At 40.9% G+C, this 17,194-nt stretch carries 14 protein-coding genes and 1 tRNA gene; 8 read left to right on the top strand and 7 right to left on the bottom strand.

The genetic code is table 11. The features are described from left to right. Window positions 1-198: 198 nt before the first annotated feature. The 6 genes from dnaN to ESV85_RS21825 all read right to left on the bottom strand — a co-directional run bounded on the left by dnaN (window position 199) and on the right by ESV85_RS21825 (window position 6,292). Window positions 199-1,323, bottom strand: a complete 1,125-nt coding sequence (gene dnaN / locus ESV85_RS21800) for a DNA polymerase III subunit beta (protein WP_146921420.1) — start codon at window positions 1,321-1,323, stop codon at window positions 199-201. 120 nt (window positions 1,324-1,443) lie between these two features. After that, complete coding sequence (gldG, locus tag ESV85_RS21805; RefSeq protein WP_146921421.1) at window positions 1,444-3,132, bottom strand: gliding motility-associated ABC transporter substrate-binding protein GldG; 1,689 nt, start codon at window positions 3,130-3,132, stop codon at window positions 1,444-1,446. Further along, entirely contained in the window at window positions 3,129-3,848 is a 720-nt protein-coding gene (gene gldF, locus ESV85_RS21810; protein ID WP_146921422.1) for a gliding motility-associated ABC transporter permease subunit GldF, read from the bottom strand. Before gldF ends, gldG begins: the two co-directional genes overlap by 4 nt. A 3-nt stretch (window positions 3,849-3,851) precedes the next feature. Then, entirely contained in the window at window positions 3,852-4,760 is a 909-nt protein-coding gene (gene gldA, locus ESV85_RS21815) for a gliding motility-associated ABC transporter ATP-binding subunit GldA (protein ID WP_146921424.1), read from the bottom strand. Between the two features lie 136 nt (window positions 4,761-4,896). Further along, window positions 4,897-5,421 (bottom strand): peroxiredoxin family protein, encoded by a 525-nt coding sequence (locus ESV85_RS21820; protein ID WP_146921425.1) that lies wholly within the window; start codon window positions 5,419-5,421, stop codon window positions 4,897-4,899. 172 nt (window positions 5,422-5,593) lie between these two features. Continuing rightward, on the bottom strand, window positions 5,594-6,292 hold the full coding sequence (locus ESV85_RS21825; protein ID WP_146921427.1) for an SDR family oxidoreductase: 699 nt from the start codon (window positions 6,290-6,292) through the stop codon (window positions 5,594-5,596). A gap of 148 nt (window positions 6,293-6,440) precedes the next feature. On the opposite strand from ESV85_RS21825, the gene ESV85_RS21830 reads away from it, so the two are divergent. Further along, window positions 6,441-7,742: an amidohydrolase gene (locus ESV85_RS21830; protein ID WP_146921429.1), complete on the top strand. Its 1,302-nt coding sequence runs from the start codon at window positions 6,441-6,443 to the stop codon at window positions 7,740-7,742. A gap of 109 nt (window positions 7,743-7,851) precedes the next feature. Here ESV85_RS21830 and ESV85_RS21835 read toward each other — a convergent pair whose 3' ends face one another. After that, window positions 7,852-9,225, bottom strand: coding sequence for a DEAD/DEAH box helicase (locus tag ESV85_RS21835; protein WP_146921431.1), 1,374 nt, complete (start codon window positions 9,223-9,225; stop codon window positions 7,852-7,854). A 47-nt stretch (window positions 9,226-9,272) separates the two neighbouring features. On the opposite strand from ESV85_RS21835, the gene ESV85_RS21840 reads away from it, so the two are divergent. The 7 genes from ESV85_RS21840 (at window position 9,273) to ESV85_RS21865 (ending at window position 17,058) form a co-directional block, all read left to right on the top strand. After that, window positions 9,273-10,616 carry a dihydroorotase gene (locus ESV85_RS21840; protein WP_146921433.1) on the top strand — a complete coding sequence of 448 codons (1,344 nt, stop codon included), beginning with the start codon at window positions 9,273-9,275 and terminating at the stop codon, window positions 10,614-10,616. A gap of 76 nt (window positions 10,617-10,692) precedes the next feature. After that, a tRNA-His gene (locus ESV85_RS21845) sits at window positions 10,693-10,768 on the top strand. A gap of 69 nt (window positions 10,769-10,837) precedes the next feature. After that, entirely contained in the window at window positions 10,838-11,002 is a 165-nt protein-coding gene (locus ESV85_RS22400; RefSeq protein WP_191322085.1) for a hypothetical protein, read from the top strand. A gap of 109 nt (window positions 11,003-11,111) precedes the next feature. Next, a complete protein-coding gene (locus ESV85_RS21850) occupies window positions 11,112-13,028 on the top strand; it encodes an amylo-alpha-1,6-glucosidase (RefSeq protein ID WP_146921435.1) in 1,917 nt (638 codons plus the stop codon). A 10-nt stretch (window positions 13,029-13,038) separates the two neighbouring features. Further along, the gene (locus ESV85_RS21855) at window positions 13,039-14,325 is read left to right on the top strand and encodes a glycosyltransferase family 4 protein (RefSeq protein ID WP_146921437.1); all 1,287 of its coding nucleotides are present in this window, start codon (window positions 13,039-13,041) and stop codon (window positions 14,323-14,325) included. Beyond that, entirely contained in the window at window positions 14,322-15,539 is a 1,218-nt protein-coding gene (locus ESV85_RS21860; RefSeq protein WP_146921439.1) for a glycoside hydrolase family 57 protein, read from the top strand. Before ESV85_RS21855 ends, ESV85_RS21860 begins: the two co-directional genes overlap by 4 nt. Window positions 15,540-15,972: 433 nt before the next feature. Beyond that, on the top strand, window positions 15,973-17,058 hold the full coding sequence (locus ESV85_RS21865) for a hypothetical protein (RefSeq protein ID WP_146921441.1): 1,086 nt from the start codon (window positions 15,973-15,975) through the stop codon (window positions 17,056-17,058). The last annotated feature ends 136 nt before the right edge of the window (window positions 17,059-17,194 follow it).

The raw sequence follows: 17,194 nt of genomic DNA on the forward strand, positions 1-17,194 counted from the left end.
AGTGCCGATCAAGTCGGCACTACACAAGGTAAACATCCAAGTGAACAGTCACTGCATGCTTCCTCTCCGGTATCGTAAAGGTAAAAAAAATCTAAAACTTCTAGTTTTTAAAGATAGTACCTTGCGCCAGAAAAGCCTTCTGCGGTTAAAAAAAGCCCGAAGGAATCTCCGGGCTTTTAGTTTTATGGTCTGTGGTTGTTATACGTAGTTATTCAACATCACCGGCATTACTAGCATCAGGATGTCTTCATTTTCGTCTTGCTCAGCTGGAAGGATCAAACCTGCACGGTTAGGAGCAGAGAACTTCAAGCTTACTTGCTTGCAAGAAAGGTTATTTAGCATTTCTACCAAAAATTTCGCGTTGAATCCGATTTCGATATCCTCTCCATCGTGCTCACAAGAAAGTCTTTCATTCGCCTCATTGGAGAAATCAAGATCTTCAGCAGAAATCATCAATTCGCTACCTGTCAATTTCAATCTTACCTGATGCGTAGTTTTATTCGCATAAATCGCAATACGACGAAGTGAGCTCAATAATTCTGAACGATCAATTGTCATTACATTAGGATTCTCCGCTGGTATTACGTTTTCGTAATCTGGGAAACGCTCGTCGATCAAACGACAAATCATCTTAATGTTATTGAAGTTGAAATAAGCGTTTGACTGATTGAATTCTACTGTCACCGGAAGATTTTCCGAAGGCAAAGTTGACTTTAACAAATTCAAAGCCTTACGAGGAATGATCAAGGTAGCTGCTTCCTGAGAAGCAATATCCACTCTTCTGTATCTAACCAATCTATGTCCGTCTGTAGCTACGAAAGTAGTACTGGTAGGGCTTAAATTGATGTAAACACCTGTCATAGCTGGACGAAGTTCATCAGAACTAGTTGCAAAGATTGTATTGGAAACTGCAGAAGCAAGAACCTCGGTGGACATATCCACAGAAGTAGCATTGCTTACAGTTGGTATTTTAGGGAAGTCAGTAGCATTCTCACCTGCTAGTCTATAGCGACCGTTGTCAGAGCTGATTTCTACTGCATATGTATCGTGATCAATGCTGAAAGTAACTGGCTGCTCAGGAAGATTTTTCAATGTCTCAATCAAAATCTTTGCAGGCACCGCGATATTCCCATCTTCTTTGGCCTCCACGTTGATTTCGGTGATCATAGAAGTCTGCAAATCAGATGCAGTAATGGTCAATAGACTCTCTTTGATCTCAAAAAGAAAATTTTCCAAAATTGGCACAACGGGATTGGTTGTCACCACACCGTTGATCGCCGAAAGCTGCTTTAATAAGGCAGAAGAGGAAACAATAAATTTCATATCGAAGGGCTTATTTTATTTTTACTTTTGAATGGGGGTAAATTTATAAATAAATTCTAATTCGAACCCCCGTATAAATGATTCTCTCAAAAATTAATGAAATAGAGGGGAAATAATCAGCTAGTTCAATCGCTTGCTATATTTATTTCTACGAATCCACCAGACAATCCCACCTAAAAACAATAACACAACCACTGGCGCTAGCACATTCAGCCCTTGCCAAAAGGTCTTTTGCTGTGCTATTTTCATTTTATTCAATGGACGAATCTTAAAAGAACGGGTCCGGGAAGCAATTATCCCTTCTGGATCTGCAAGATACTGGACTAGATTTTTCAGGAAAAGCTTATTTGCAAAGGTCGTTTGGCTGAATGGATCTTCTCCCAAAGCTAAAGGAGCTCCATCTTCCAAATTGGTTTGTGCCTGAAAAACATCCCCATCTCCAATTACAACTACCTTCCCTTTTCCACTTTCCTTAAAATCAGCTTTCGCAAAACCATCCGGAAGAAATCTGTTTTTATACAAGGAAGTAAATTCCCCTTCCAGCAAATACGCAAGAGGTAAGTTCTTCAATCCAAAAAGTTTCACATCAGGCTGCTGATCCATATCTGCAAAAGCTACACGAGCTGGAGCTGGCAAAATCCGTGACAGATCTGAGCTAAAGATTAAAGGCGTTTTGGTGACACCATCAGCCTTCACTGTATCCAAACTGCTCACAAAACGAAATTGAATTACATCAAGACCTTTGGTAATCGCATGATCCTGTACTCTTCCAGCTAGTACATAAAAAGGCCAAGGCAAAGGCACCAATTGTTGCTGATCACCGAAATTTCCTCCCATCACAGGAAAATAGCCAAAGTTCAAATCCTGAATCAAATCCTTGTTGACACGGATTCCATAGCGGAAAAGCAGATTATCCAAGCCCAAATCAATCGGCATAGCCAAGGTTCCTTGACCGCCTGCATTCTCTATTTCCACAGCGACACCATCTAGTAGCACCACTAGGTTTCCTCCGCCCATGACATACTGATCAAGCAAGTAAACCTCGCGCTCGGTAAAGCTTTCTTTTGGGCCTTGAATGAAAATCATCTTGAAATGTGCCAAATCTGCTGGCTTCTCAGCTTGCTCAAGAGGAACTTTAAATAATTCAAAATCCCCATCCAACGCTTCTACCAACCCAAAGCCTTCATCTGAACTCATTTCCCCGTGGCCCATAATCATCGCGATGGATGATGACTCAGGAGAAATCAACTTACGAATAGCATTGCTAAGCTCAAATTCAAGGTTTTCGATTGACTGGTTTAGGATTTGATCCTGCCCCATTCCCCGATCACCTCTTAGTACTAAAGCACCTGTTTCATATTCAGCATTACTAACCAAAATCCCTGGGAAAATCAGCTGCTCTTGCTGACCAGAATTTCTCAGCACGGATAAGTTTACAGGATTGATTCCATAATCGGATAAGGTCAAAATAAAATCGCCTCGTTCGCTTTCCGGCAAACTCAACGGGTCAAAATAAGAATAGGTGATCTTTTCTGGACTATATGAATTAAAGGTTCTAACTGTCTCTTCTATTGATTTCTGCAGACGTCGCATTCCGCCAGGTAGATTTTCCCCCATCAAAAGAATCTCCACATGAAGTGGTTCAGTAACCTCAGAGAGTACTTCTTCCGTCGCAGGATGCAAGGAATAGCGGTTTTCTTCTGTTAGGTCAATTCTAAAATTCAGGAATAACGCTAGCAAAGCAAACACTAGAATCCCTCCAAAAAGGAGCAACCAAGGCTTAGCGATATGTAGAGGCGACTTTTTCATTTGTTCCTCAAAACCAAAACTGCCCCACCCAAAAACAACCAAATCATACCGAACAAAAAGAATAAATCTGCTGAATCAATCACTCCTCTGCTCAGATTGATGTAATGAAAACTCAAACTCAGATCCGATGCCCAATAGGAAATATTCCCTAGCTGCATATCTGCCAAAGCTGAGAATCCGAAATAAAGCACAAAGCATAAAAATACGCCGAGCACGAAAGCAACAACCTGCTGTGAAGTCAGAGCACTTGCAAACAGACCCACCGCAGCGAACACTGCTCCTATCATAATCAAACCTATCCATGAGCCAAAAAAGCCTGCCTGATCTAAATTCCCAATCGGGTCTCCAAGTTGAATAATGCTATAGAAATAAAGCAGTGTAGGTAAAAGCGCCACGAGAACCAGGCAAAGCAAGGCTAAGTATTTGGCCAGAATAATCTGAACCAAAGAAAGTGGGGACGTTCTTAAAAGCTCCCAAGTCCCCGTCTTGCGCTCATCCGCAATGGCCCGCATAGAAAGCGCAGGCACAAGGAAGGTGAATACATAAGGTGTATAAGTGAATAATGCTTCCAGATCTGCAAAACCATATTCGAGCACGCTGCTTTCTGGAAATACCCAGACGATCAAACCAAGCGCCACCAGAAACAATGCTAATACCAGATAGCCTAAAAGGCTTCCGAAAAAGGCATTGATTTCTTTCAGAAAAAGGCTTTGCATAGTTTAGGCGTTGGTGATTTCCCGAAAAATTAACTCCAGATTTTTTTTACTTTGATTGAGGCTGATCAGATTTAATGAACGCTCATGAATGACTTGCATTATAAACTTTCTGGCCGATGCAGGATCAGTGGTAGAAACGAGTAATTCACGTTCTCCCTTTGCACCAAAGTCTATCTTATCCAAATTAGCAAACCACTCAAGTTCCAGTTCCTCTTCAGTTTCCAGAATTAGTATTGTTTCGTCAGAGTTGGATTTCAAATTTGAAAGCGAATCCGAAGCTAGTATTTTTCCTTTGTTGATGATGACCACGTCATGGCAAATCGCCTCTACTTCCTGCATAATGTGCGTGGAAAGAATAAGTGTTTTATCCTTCGCCACTTCTTGAATCAGGTTTCTGATTTCTACCAATTGATTTGGGTCTAGACCAGTCGTAGGTTCATCCAAAATAATCACTTGGGGATCATGGATCAATGCTCGAGCCAAACCTACTCGCTGTCGATAACCTTTGGAAAGCTGTCCGATTTTCTTGTGTTGCTCAGGTTCAAGCCCTGTGCGATTCAGCATTTCCTTCGTTCTGGATTTCAATAATTGTCCTGACATCCCGTATAATCCACCAGAGAATTCAAGGAATTCCCGCACATACATATCAAGGTAAAGCGGATTGTGCTCAGGCAAGTAGCCGATCAGGCGGCTAACTTCCTTGGGTGAATTTAGAGCATCCTTGCCCATCACTTTCACATCGCCCGATTCCGCTGACAAAAAACCAGTTATGATTTTCATCGCGGTGGATTTCCCCGCGCCATTTGGCCCCAAAAAACCAAGAATTCTTCCCGGCGTTGCCGAAAAAGACACTTCATCAAGCGCTTTTTGATTTCCGTACAGTTTGGTGAGTTTGGATACTTCGAGTGACATGTAGCTTTTTTAGTCAGATCAAAAGTAAGGAAAAAATAGAGTTTCCCTTAGTTACCGAAGATTTGCCAGAGATAGTGAGCAAGGAAGTTTTATCTGCCTTGAAAATACTTTACCAAACCAGCAAACTAGGTAAATACTATTTCCCTGAAGCCAATTTTTCCAATAAGAGATCAATCTCCGTAATCCCTACATACTCAGCTACCAGCTGCTTTTTTGCATCATAAACAAAAATAGATGGGACACTTCTTATTTGGTAGTAGCTAGCAACTTTCATCTCAGCGTCAAGAAGAAAATTGACAAACGCTTTGTCTTTTATCCCTAAACCGGTTACAAAACCAATCATTTCACCCACAGGTTCGACAGTCGTAAAGATTAGATTATAGTCCTTAAACTCATTTATTCTTTTGGAAAGCGTGCCTAGTTCTTCTTGGCACAAATGACAAGTGGAGTTGAAATAGATATAGAGTGTAGGTTTGTTTCCAGCCAACTGATGAATTGACTTGGGCTCTCCATTTATATCGTTTAATGTAAAATCAGGGAGAATACTTGGCGCTGTAAGCGTCGCGGCTTCTGCGGTAGTGCCCAGCTGCGATAGATACCCCAGATATGTTCCGCCACCAATAAGGATGACAAGAAGGAGAATTAAATTTGTCTTTTTCATTGCTTCGGTCTGTTGAGAAATCTTGCGCAAATTAAACACTTAACACAGCCAAAACAATTCTAAAGCATGCGAAAACACTGATGCCTGCTTTAGAATGAAGTGACACTATTAAATAAAGATACTCCTTCAAGACGCGACTAGCTCGAAGGAGTATAAAATTGAAATACTGGGCTTACTTCTTTCCTCTTGGTCTAAGTGGTCGGCATTCCACATCTGCCACAAAGTAATTAGGATGAGTTTCCAATGTTTGCACCATGGTAGTTGCTACATCGATTGGTCTCATCATGTTTTCATTGGCGTCAGCACCTTCTATATCGTCGAAGAAATTGGTTTGAATGGAACCCGGGAAAATAGTGGAAACCTTGATACCGAAATCTCTAAGCTCCATATATAAAGAATGTGAGATACCACGAACAGCATGCTTCGTCCCTACGTATCCAGCAAATTTATTCACTCCGTTTAAACCTGCTATGGATGCGACATTCAAAATATGTCCTTCATCAGCTGCTTTCATCCCAGGGATCAAACGCTTGGTAGTATAAAAAATCCCATGAACATTGGTATCAAACATTGCTTTCCAGTCTTCTGAAGAAAATGTTTCCGTATCCCCTGCGACACCAAATCCAGCGTTATTTACAAGGATTCTAATATCCTTTCCTAGTTTTCCAGTAGTAGCCTGAAAAGCTTGCTCTACCGACTCTTCTTTAGCAACATCACAGATGAAAAAATGGAAATTTTCATGCTGAAAGTCAGGAGCATTTCTTCCCCAGCCTGCAACTACGGTTCCTTTATCAATTAATAATTTGACTACTTCCAGTCCTATTCCTTTGCTCACACCTGTTACTACAGCGATTTGATTATTGAGTTGCATAGATTCTTGTTCAAATGATTTCTATTACAAAAGTATTTCGGGCGAAATAGTTCTTATACACAAAGAGTTTCCTTTCTATTCCTCCCAAAAAGCTTGAGCATTAACACTTTTTTATAAATTTGAATAATAGCAACACAAACCATCAACCATGAAAAAACTTTTACTTCCCCTGATCCTCATTCCAGTGCTGATGGGAACAGGAACGCTTTTAGCACAAACTGAACTGCGAACAGCAATCGACAGCAAGGCAAATTCAATAGAATCCAAAGTGATTGAGTGGCGCCGAGATATCCACATGCATCCTGAGCTGGGAAATCAAGAAACTCGTACCGCAAAAAAAATCGCTGATCACCTCCGCTCACTTGGAATAGAAGTCACCGAAAATGTAGCCGTGACTGGAGTAGTTGGCGTATTGAAGGGAGGAAAACCTGGCCCAACTGTCGCTCTTCGAGCGGATATGGACGGTCTGCCTGTTTCTGAACGAAATGATTTACCATTCAGATCTGTAAATACTGCAACATACAATGGTCAGGAAACCGGCGTGATGCATGCTTGTGGTCACGATTCACACGTAGCCATTCTTATGGGAGTGGCTGAAGTACTAGCAAGTATGAAAGATGATCTTGAAGGGGATGTGAAATTCCTATTCCAGCCAGCTGAGGAGGGGGTTTATGATGCAGATATTGCCGGAGCAGAGCTAATGGTAAAAGAGGGCGTAATGGAAGATGTAGACGCGGTTTTCGGTTTGCACATCAATTCGCAGACAGAAGTAGGGAAGATTGGCTATAGATCTGGACCGATCATGGCAGCAGTGGACAATCTGGAAATCACCGTCAAAGGTGTACAAGCACATGGCGCTTATCCTTGGTCTAGCGTGGATCCGATCGTGACTAGTTCACAGATCATCATGGGATTGCAGACCATTCTTTCCAGAAGTGTAAATGTCACCCAGAATCCTGCAGTAGTCACCATAGGAGCTATTCATGGAGGAATCCGACACAATATTATTCCAGAGGAAGTCAAGTTGATAGGAACAGTTAGAACTTTTGGAGAAGAACAGCAAGTCTTAGTACATAAGCGCATCACGGAGATCGTAACCAATATCGCAGCGAGTGCTGGAGCTACCGTTGACTTGAAGCTTGATAAGCTATATCCTTCTACCGTAAATGACCCTGATTTGACAAAGGAAATGTTACCATCATTGGAAGCAGCTGCAGGAGCGGAGAATTTAATCTATTTGAATCCAGTGACTGGAGCAGAAGACTTTAGCTTTTTCCAGAGAGAAAAGCCAGGCGTATTTATCTTTCTAGGAGGAATGAAAAAAGGTGGGGATCCATTGACAACACCTTCTCATCATACTCCTGGATTCTATATCGACGAAGGTGGATTTGTGTTAGGAATGCGAACCTTGAGTTATTTCGTTGTGGACTATATGGAAAAAAATAAGTAGAGAGTATTTAGACTCAAGTATCAAGAAAAGCAAAGCCCCAATTCGTCATGAATCGGGGCTTTGTGTTTTGTGTAATCAAGAAATCAAGAGTTAAGTATAAATTATAAACTTACTTCCCCTTATTTTTCTGATGCTTAGTCTTCAGCTGATTTCTATTGGTCTTGGCTTTGGAGTTCTTATTTCCACGCTTCTTCTCTTTCTCCTGTGCCTCTAAGTGTGCATTTGGCTTTTTATATTCTTTCTTCTCATGGAATGCTCCTTTGTAATCAGGATTATCCCGTTGTAGCAAGCGATCCAATTCACGTGCATAGGCTTGTTTCTCCTCAAAAGGCGTAGCAGTCACATCTACCTCATTAGGGATTTCTGCTTCCTCCACTTTCATTCGGATGATCTCTTCGATCTTATCGAAGTGGTAAGTTTCTGCTGGATTGACAAAACTGATAGCCTTGCCTTCCTTCTCAGCTCTACCCGTTCTACCGATTCTATGTACATAATCCTCATAGATCAGTGGCACATCAAAGTTGATCACGTGGGACACCATCGTCACATCCAATCCTCTAGAAGCTACGTCTGTAGCAACAAGAATCCGAACATCTCCTCCTTTGAAATCTTCAATGGAATTGATTCTAGTATTTTGCCCCTTATTCGCATGAATTACCCTGACTTCACCGAAGTTTCGATTATTCAAAAATGCAAAAACCTCTTCCGCGTTTCTTCTTGATCTGGTAAAGATGATTGCCCTATTAACCTCCTCATTTTTAAATAACTGAGCGAGGAGATTTAGTTTTGTTCTAATATTTGGCACCAAGTATTTCAACTGACCAATTGTCTCCGCAGTAGTCGCCTGAGGAGTCACCTCCACGCGCTCGGGAAACTCCAGAAATTCCGCAGCAAATCTGTCAATACGTTCTCCAAAAGTTGCAGAGAACAATAAGTTTTGTCTCTTGATAGGAATGATTTCCAAAATCGACCGGATCTGAGGCATGAAGCCCATATCCATCATTTTGTCTGCCTCATCTAGGACCAAAGTTTTAATTTCCTTAGTCAGAATTTTACCTTTTCTATAGATATCCAGAAATCTCCCTGGAGTAGTTACAATGATATCAACTCCCTTTTCCAAGATTTCAATCTGAGTCTTTGGACCCAAACCTCCATAAAGCGCAACCATTCTCAGATCGGTATGCTTTGCCATTTGGAGAACCACTTCCTCGATCTGCATTACCAACTCACGTGTCGGCGCCATAATCACCGCTCTCGCGTGATCGCCTTGCGCATATTTCACCTTCATAAGTAGAGGCAACACATAAGCTGCGGTCTTTCCTGTTCCTGTCTGAGCTATCCCTAATACGTCATGACCAGCAAGCGCAAGTGGAATTGCTTTTTCCTGAATAGGCGTAGGATGAACATATCCAGCATCCGCCACGGCATTTAATAGCTGTCGATTTAGCTTAAATGCTTCAAAAGTTGAGGCCTCATTGCTCATGATTCGTTAATTTTGATTGAAATAGTAAAATCCTAAAAGGAGAAAAGATGAAAAGTATTCTGATCACCGGTGCAAATATAGTCAATGAAGGCCGGATAAGTCTTGGCGATGTGTTAGTAGAAAATGGAAGAATTTCAAAACTGGGGGAAGATCTCAGTGCTGAGCAAGCAGATATCCATATTGACGGGACTGGAAAACATCTTTTCCCAGGACTAATTGATGATCAGGTACACTTCAGAGAGCCGGGGCTTACGCACAAAGCGGAGATCTATACCGAGGCAAAAGCTGGCGTAGCCGGTGGCACTACTTCCTATATGGAAATGCCCAATACAATTCCTCAGGCGACGACTGTAGAATTACTTGAGCAGAAATACGCAAGGGCTTCGGAAGTTTCCATGGCTAATTATTCCTTTTTCATGGGAGCGACAAATGGCAATCTGGATGAGATCATGAAAGTCAATTTTGAGGAAGTGTGCGGATTGAAGATTTTCCAAGGTTCTTCCACTGGAAACATGGTGGTGGATAACATTGAGTCTTTGGAAGGGATTTTCAAAGAATGTAAAGCAATCATAGCGATACACAGCGAAAACGACAGCATCATCAAAGCAAATTTTGATGAGTATAAAGCTATCTATGGTGATGATATCCCTGTGAAATTTCACCCAAAGATCAGATCCGAAGAAGCTTGTTATGATGCTTCGAGTCGTGCAATAGCTATGGCCAAAAAACATGGCACTCGTCTTCACATTCTTCATATCAGTACAGCAAAAGAATTGGAGCTTTTCACCAATACAATTCCTCTAGAAGAGAAAAAAGTAACTGCGGAGGCCTGTATTCATCATTTGTGGTTTTCGGAAGCTGATTATGATACGAAAGGAAATCTGATCAAATGGAATCCTGCAGTAAAAACAGCCAAAGACCGAGAAGCTATTTTCAACGCAATGCTGGACGGTACCATTGACGTGGTAGCCACAGATCATGCGCCGCACACATTGGAGGAAAAAGCTCAGATCTACACCAAAGCTCCTTCTGGCGGACCGCTTAATCAACACAGCTTAGTTGCCATGCTTGACTTCTATCACCAGGGCAAAATCAGCTTGGAGAAAATCGCATTGAAAATGTGTCATAACGTAGCAACGCTATTCCATATCAAGGATCGAGGATTTATTAGAGAGGGGTATTATGCGGATTTGGTATTAGTTGACTTAAATAATCCCTGGAAAGTTGAAAAAGAAAATATTTTATCTAAGTGTGGATGGTCACCCTTTGAAGGACACACTTTCCAGTCAAAAGTCACACACACAGTCGTTTCTGGACATTTAGCGTTCGAAAACGGAGCATTTCACGAAGAAAAGAAAGGTGAGCGACTTAAATTTTCAAGAAAATTTTAGAAATCATCTTGCACTGATATAGGTTAATTATTACTTTTGCAGACCGTTTGGAAGAAACCAGATCAAACGTATAAATGGTGATTGTAGCTCAGTTGGTTAGAGCGCTGGTTTGTGGATCCAGAGGTCGCCGGTTCGAACCCGGTCTTTCACCCTAAGTAAAGCCCCTCAATCGAGGGGCTTTACTGTTATTAGACCTCTGTTGGCATAGCATTTGATAAATCGTGCCAGAACTAAACCAACTTCAGATGTTTACTTTGTTCAAAACTTCGCCAAAATTCCCTCAGGTAAAACCAATCAATATCAGAATGGTAAAAAGCTACTTGATGAAATTTGAAGAATCGCTAAGAAATTTCGAAGAAATCCAAAAAGAAGCGATTCATTCCTGATTTTCTCTACAAAAACAAAAGGTTATGGAAACATAACCTTAATTTTTTTCCATTTCATTTTTCTTGTCGGTGCAAAACTCTATTTTTAGCAACATAGAATTTTTCCCACATGAGTTACATCCATTTCGATAAAACACAACTAATCAATCTGAATTATTCCCTCGAAAGGGAGACAATCAGATCCAATCGTTCTGGTGCATATACCAGCACTTCTATTATTGGTTGTAATACTAGAAAATACCATGGACTGCTAGTAGTCCCTCAGCCTCAAATTGACTCACAAAGTCACGTTATGCTTTCTACTGTCCATGAGACGGTCATTCAGCATGGGGCAAGCTTTAACTTGGGCATCAGTAAATTTCCGGGAAATTACTCTCCAAGAGGTCATAAATACTTGGAAGATTTTGATTCTGAGCCGATCCCAAAATTGACGTATCGGGTTGGTGGTGTGCTTTTGCAGAAGGAACTGATCTTGGATACCAACCGTGATCGTTTGATGATTCGCTACACGCTGTTGGATGCTCACTCTCCTACAAAAATCAGAATAGCGCCGTTTTTAGCTTTTAGAGGTTATCATGACCTTTCTAAAGCAAATACTTACATCAATAAAAAATATAAGAAAGCTTCAAATGGAGCGGTATTCCATTTATACGAGGCTTACGATCCACTTTACTTGCAAGTCTCCAAAAAAACAGACTTTGTCCCTGCTCCTGATTGGTATTATAATATTGAGTACATCTTAGAGCGTGAGCGAGGATATGATTATCAGGAAGACTTGTACGTACCTGGATATTTCGAATTTGATATAGAAAAAGGCGAATCTGTCATTTTTTCAGCAGGACTGACAGAAGCTGATCCAAAAACACGTCAAAATGCCTTTGACAAAGAAATCGCTAGAAGAACACCAAGAAATAATTTTGAAAACTGTCTGAAAAACTCAGCCGGACAATTTATCAGGCAGCGAGACGGAGATACAAGAGTTATAGCGGGATACCCATGGTTTGGGTGGTGGGGAAGAGATACGTTTGTAGCAGCTCCTGGGCTTACACTTTCTACAGGTAACCCTAAGACCTTTTTAGACATCATGGACACTATGTCTCGTGATCTTAAAGGTCCACTTTTCCCTAATGTAGGCAGCGGTGTAACCACCAATATGAATTCTATTGACGCGCCACTTTGGTATTTCTGGGCATTGCAGCAGTATATCAAATACACAGGAGATAGTAAGACCATCAAGGATCGCTACTTAGGAAAAATGAAAGGGATTATTGACGGGTACTTAAAAGGCACCGATTTCAATATCCATGTTCAGGAAAATGGTCTAGTATACGGTGGTGAAGAAGGCAAAGCACTTACTTGGATGGATGCAGTGACCCCAGATGGACCTGTTACACCTAGAACTGGATGCCCAGTGGAAATCCAGGCTCTTTGGTACAATGCTCTTTGCTTCTATCACGAATTGACAGGAGATGAAGAAGTTGCCGCTCATGCTGTGAAAATTAGCGAGACCTTTGAAAAAGAGTTCTGGTCTGATGAACATGGGTATTTGGCAGATTATATAAATGGTGAAGAAAAAGACTGGTCTATACGTCCAAATATGATTTTTGCTACCTCACTGCCTTATGTGATGCTCAGCGATGACAAATGTGACATGGTCCTCGAAACAGCAAAATCAAAACTTCTTACTACCAGAGGAATGCGTTCGCTTTCACCTGATGACCCAGCTTATAAAGGTTATTATTTCGGTGATCAAATCAGTAGAGATCAAGCTTACCATAATGGTACGGTGTGGGTTTGGCCACTTGGGCATTTTGTAGAGGGATATATTAGGCTTCATGGTAAATCAGGAGCGAATTTTATACAAAAAATTGTAAAGGGTTTTGACGGCGTGATGACGCAATATGGCGTGGGAGCAGTAGCAGAGATATATGATGGGGATCCACCGCATCGCCCGAAAGGAGCGATTTCGCAGGCGTGGAGCGTATCAGAATTGCTTAGAATGATGGATTTGGTCAAAAAGATATAAAAGACTTTTTATGAAGGTGCTAATGTTTGGGTGGGAATTCCCACCACATATTTCAGGAGGTCTTGGAACAGCGTGCTATGGTTTAGTCAAGGGACTAGCTCATCACCATCAAGACATCATATTTGTAGTACCTAAACTCTGGGGAGACGAAGAACCGCTGGCAGATTTTGTCAATGCGAGTGATGTCACCATAGATTACCGTGAAAAACGGTTTAAAAAATTCTGGAAAAACCTCACTTACCTAGAAGTAAGTAGCTTTCTAGTCCCATATCTGGGTCCAGATCAATTCAAGAAATATACTGACTATGCAATCCACGATAGGACTGATGTAGATGAAAGTGTGTTTTCAAATAAATTTGAATTCAGCGGAAAATACGGAAAAGACTTAATGATGGAAGTGTCTCGATATGCACTAGTCGCAGCACATATTTCCAAATCCAAGGAACACGACATCATCCATGCTCACGACTGGCTTTCTTTCCCAGCAGGGATTGCTGCCAAAGAGATAAGTGGCAAACCTTTAGTTGCCCATGTCCACGCCACTGAATTTGACCGCTCAGGCGAATCTGTAAACCAAGTGGTATATGACATCGAGAGAGCCGGAATGCATGCCGCTGACCACGTGGTCGCAGTAAGTCAACTGACAAAGAATATCATCATCAAAAAATATGGAGTACCTGCCAGCAAAATAACGGTACTTCATAATGCTGTATTAGACGCAAGCATCATAAAATCCAGCTACCAAAAGAAAGTACCAGAGAAAATCGTGACTTTCTTAGGTAGAATCACTTTCCAAAAAGGTCCTGAATACTTCGTAGAAGCTGCTAAGAAAGTCATAGAAAGAGACCCAAATGTTCGCTTTGTAATGGCTGGTAACGGAGACTTATTGAATCGCATGATAGATCGGGTGGCCGAGCTTCGCATGGGCACCAAGTTTCATTTTACAGGCTTCCTGAAAGGTGATGATGTAGATCACATGTATGCCATTTCAGATGTATATGTGATGCCATCTGTTTCTGAACCTTTTGGAATTTCTCCTTTAGAAGCAGTACGACACAATACGCCAGTGATTATTTCCAAGCAATCCGGAGTGGCTGAAGTCCTGAATAATGCGATCAAAATTGACTTTTGGGACATAGACTCTATGGCAGATGCCATTTTCGCCTTGCTTCATTATGATGGTATTTCCAAGATGTTCAAAGAACTGGGAACTGAAGAATTGAAAAAATTAAAGTGGGAGCATGTGGCAGAAAAACTCGTCACTGTGTACCAAAAAACATTATCGCAGAAACCATGAGAACCATATGCTTTTACTTCCAGGTTCATCAGCCATACCGTCTGAAGCCTTATCGTTTTTTTGACATCGGAGACGATCATCATTATTGGGACGATTTTTCCAATCGCAGTATTATGAGAAAAGTAGCTCAAAAATGCTACCTCCCTATGAATGCCTTGCTTTTGGAGATGATACACAAGTATAATGGCGCCTTTAAAGTAAGTTTCTCCATGTCTGGTGTATATCTGGACCAACTCGAAGCTTATGCTCCTGATGTACTGGAAAGCTTTCAGAAACTCGTTGCCACAGGTCATTGCGAATTGCTCAATGAAACCTATGCACATACTTTAGCGGCTTTGAAAAGTAAGGATGAGTTTCAAAGCATGGTGAAAAAACATCAGGAAAAGATAAAGAAGCTTTTCAATGGTTATCAGCCAAAAGTATTTAGAAACACAGAGCTAATCTATTCAGATCAGATTGGAGCTATGGTTGCGGAAATGGGTTTTGAGGCAATTTTAACCGAAGGAGCCAAGCACGTACTTGGATGGAAAAGCCCAAATTATGTTTACTGCAATAGCATAGATCCTAAGCTAAAAGTATTGCTAAAGAACTTCCAGCTCTCTGATGATATCGCATTTAGATTTGGCAACAAAGGCTGGGAAGATTATCCGCTCACTACAGATAAGTTTGTAAAATGGATAAACGACGTGCCCGAGGATGAAGAGACAATTAATCTATTTATGGATTATGAGACCTTCGGCGAGCATCAGTGGGCAGAGACGGGGATTTTTGAATTCATGAAGGCTCTTCCTGAAGCTGTATTCAGCAAGACTAACTTCACTTTTTCCACTCCATCTGAGGTGGCCGCTAAGATCCCTCCAGTTGGGAAAATACATGTTCCTATCCCTATTTCTTGGGCGGATGAGGAGCGTGATTTGACAGCATGGCTAGGAAACGATCTCCAGGATGAAGCCTTTGACAGGTTATTTGAAATGGAGGAATTGGTCAAGAGCATTGATGACGATGATATTCAGCGAGACTGGACATACTTACAGACCAGTGACCACTTTTACTACATGTGTACCAAGTTCTTCTCTGATGGAGATATTCATGCATATTTCAGTCCCTACGAATCGCCTTACGAAGCTTTCATCAATTATATGAATGTGCTAAGTGACTTTATGATAAGAGTGAAGGAAAAGATTAGCGAAAAAAAAGCTAGCCAATTGAACTAGTTATTATCTATAAAAGCAAAAAGACCGATTACGATCGGTCTTTTTTTATGCCCGAAATTTATGGTTTGACCACATTTTTTTACTCTATTTTTTGAGTAGTTAAGGGAGTTTATGACAGCTTTTTAGAGGTAAATTATTGCCTAATATTTCACATACTATTAGCTAAACCCGACTGATATTTGCAGATTTAGAATGAAAAATGGTACCGATCCTAAATTTTTATCATACGACAAATGCCCTATTTAGTAAAGAAACTAAGGAACTATTAAATTCAAAAAATTATATCAACTTACTGATTTACTGATATTTAAATCATTACAATCAAAATCAAGGAAACATAAAGCTAAACTTGCATGCTTACAAATTCCATATCAATAATCTAATTTTGGATAGTCAGTGCTAAATAATTAACTGTTTCTAACTTATCCATTTTATGAAAACTTCATTGCTTACACTTCTGCTACTTTGGGTTGGAATATTCCAGCCGGCTGATCCTTATATCTCTTTAAAAGATTATGATGTCGGGGCATTCCACCGAGGTAAACAATCTTCCAAATCTCCGAAGCGAGTATACATTCAAAAATTTAGAGCATTATTCGAGGTCTACGAAGAAGCCTCAGCAAGTACTTCAGAATCTAAAAATGAACGAGCTAATAGAACTACTACTGTATCGGGAACAAAAACCAGTATGGGTGTACAACTTAGCGGGGTAGATGTTCCGGATTTTCAAAAAATAGTAGATGAGGCGTACGCTGATTTTGTAGCTCAGCTCGAATCGGATGGTTTTGAAATCATCACTGCAGAGGAAGCTGGGAAAACGGATTACTATTCTGGCTACACAAAAATAGAAGGTGGAGCTTCCTCCACTGATCAAGCGACAGGGTACGTAATGGTCACTCCTACGGGATATAATTACTGGGTTAAAGGAGTTTCAACTAGTGGTAAAGAAAAAGGAACATTCACTGATACTAGCTCTAAATTATCTAAAGACCTGGATGACGCTTACGTCGCCGAGGCTACGTTTATTTTCCCATTTGTGAATTTGGATGCAAGCTCCACAAGCTTTGCTAACTATGCCTCATCTAAAGTAAAGGCAGACATTAATTTAAGAATGGCAGCGTCAGTGGGAACTCTGGATAATGAACAAATGGGTTTAGGTAAGATTGCAAAAGGATTTACCACCTCACCTACACAGGAGCGCTTAACTTCCCAAGTTCGCTTTGTAGCCGGTCATATGGCCAGCTCACCTCTATTTGCTTCCTCTACAGCACTTAAAAAAGATGTGTATTTCGGAGGAATCTTTGCCGAAGACAAATTAGTAGAAGTTACTTCTGCTGAGGTGGCTGCTTTCTCGAAAACCGCCTATCCTCAACTAGTTATGGTATCAGGAGGCGAAATGACTCTTGCTTCTCACTACGTGGCATGCGATCATGACAAATATATCGAGTCTGCAAAAGGCTCAATGAAGGAAATGATAGGAAGTGGGATTTATAATTTCAAGGAACTCGTAAAAGATTAATTTAGGTTATTGACCCGTCCTGAAATAGATTGACAGATTTAAGTTAGTAAAATTAGCCGAGGGAGATTTTCTTCCTCGGTTTTTTGATGGATTTCATTTGGGGTTTTCATATTGAGACTTAGGTGAGGTCTTTCCT

This window comes from Algoriphagus aquimarinus, from assembly GCF_007997215.1.
Taxonomy (GTDB): Bacteria; Bacteroidota; Bacteroidia; order Cytophagales; family Cyclobacteriaceae; genus Algoriphagus; species Algoriphagus aquimarinus_A.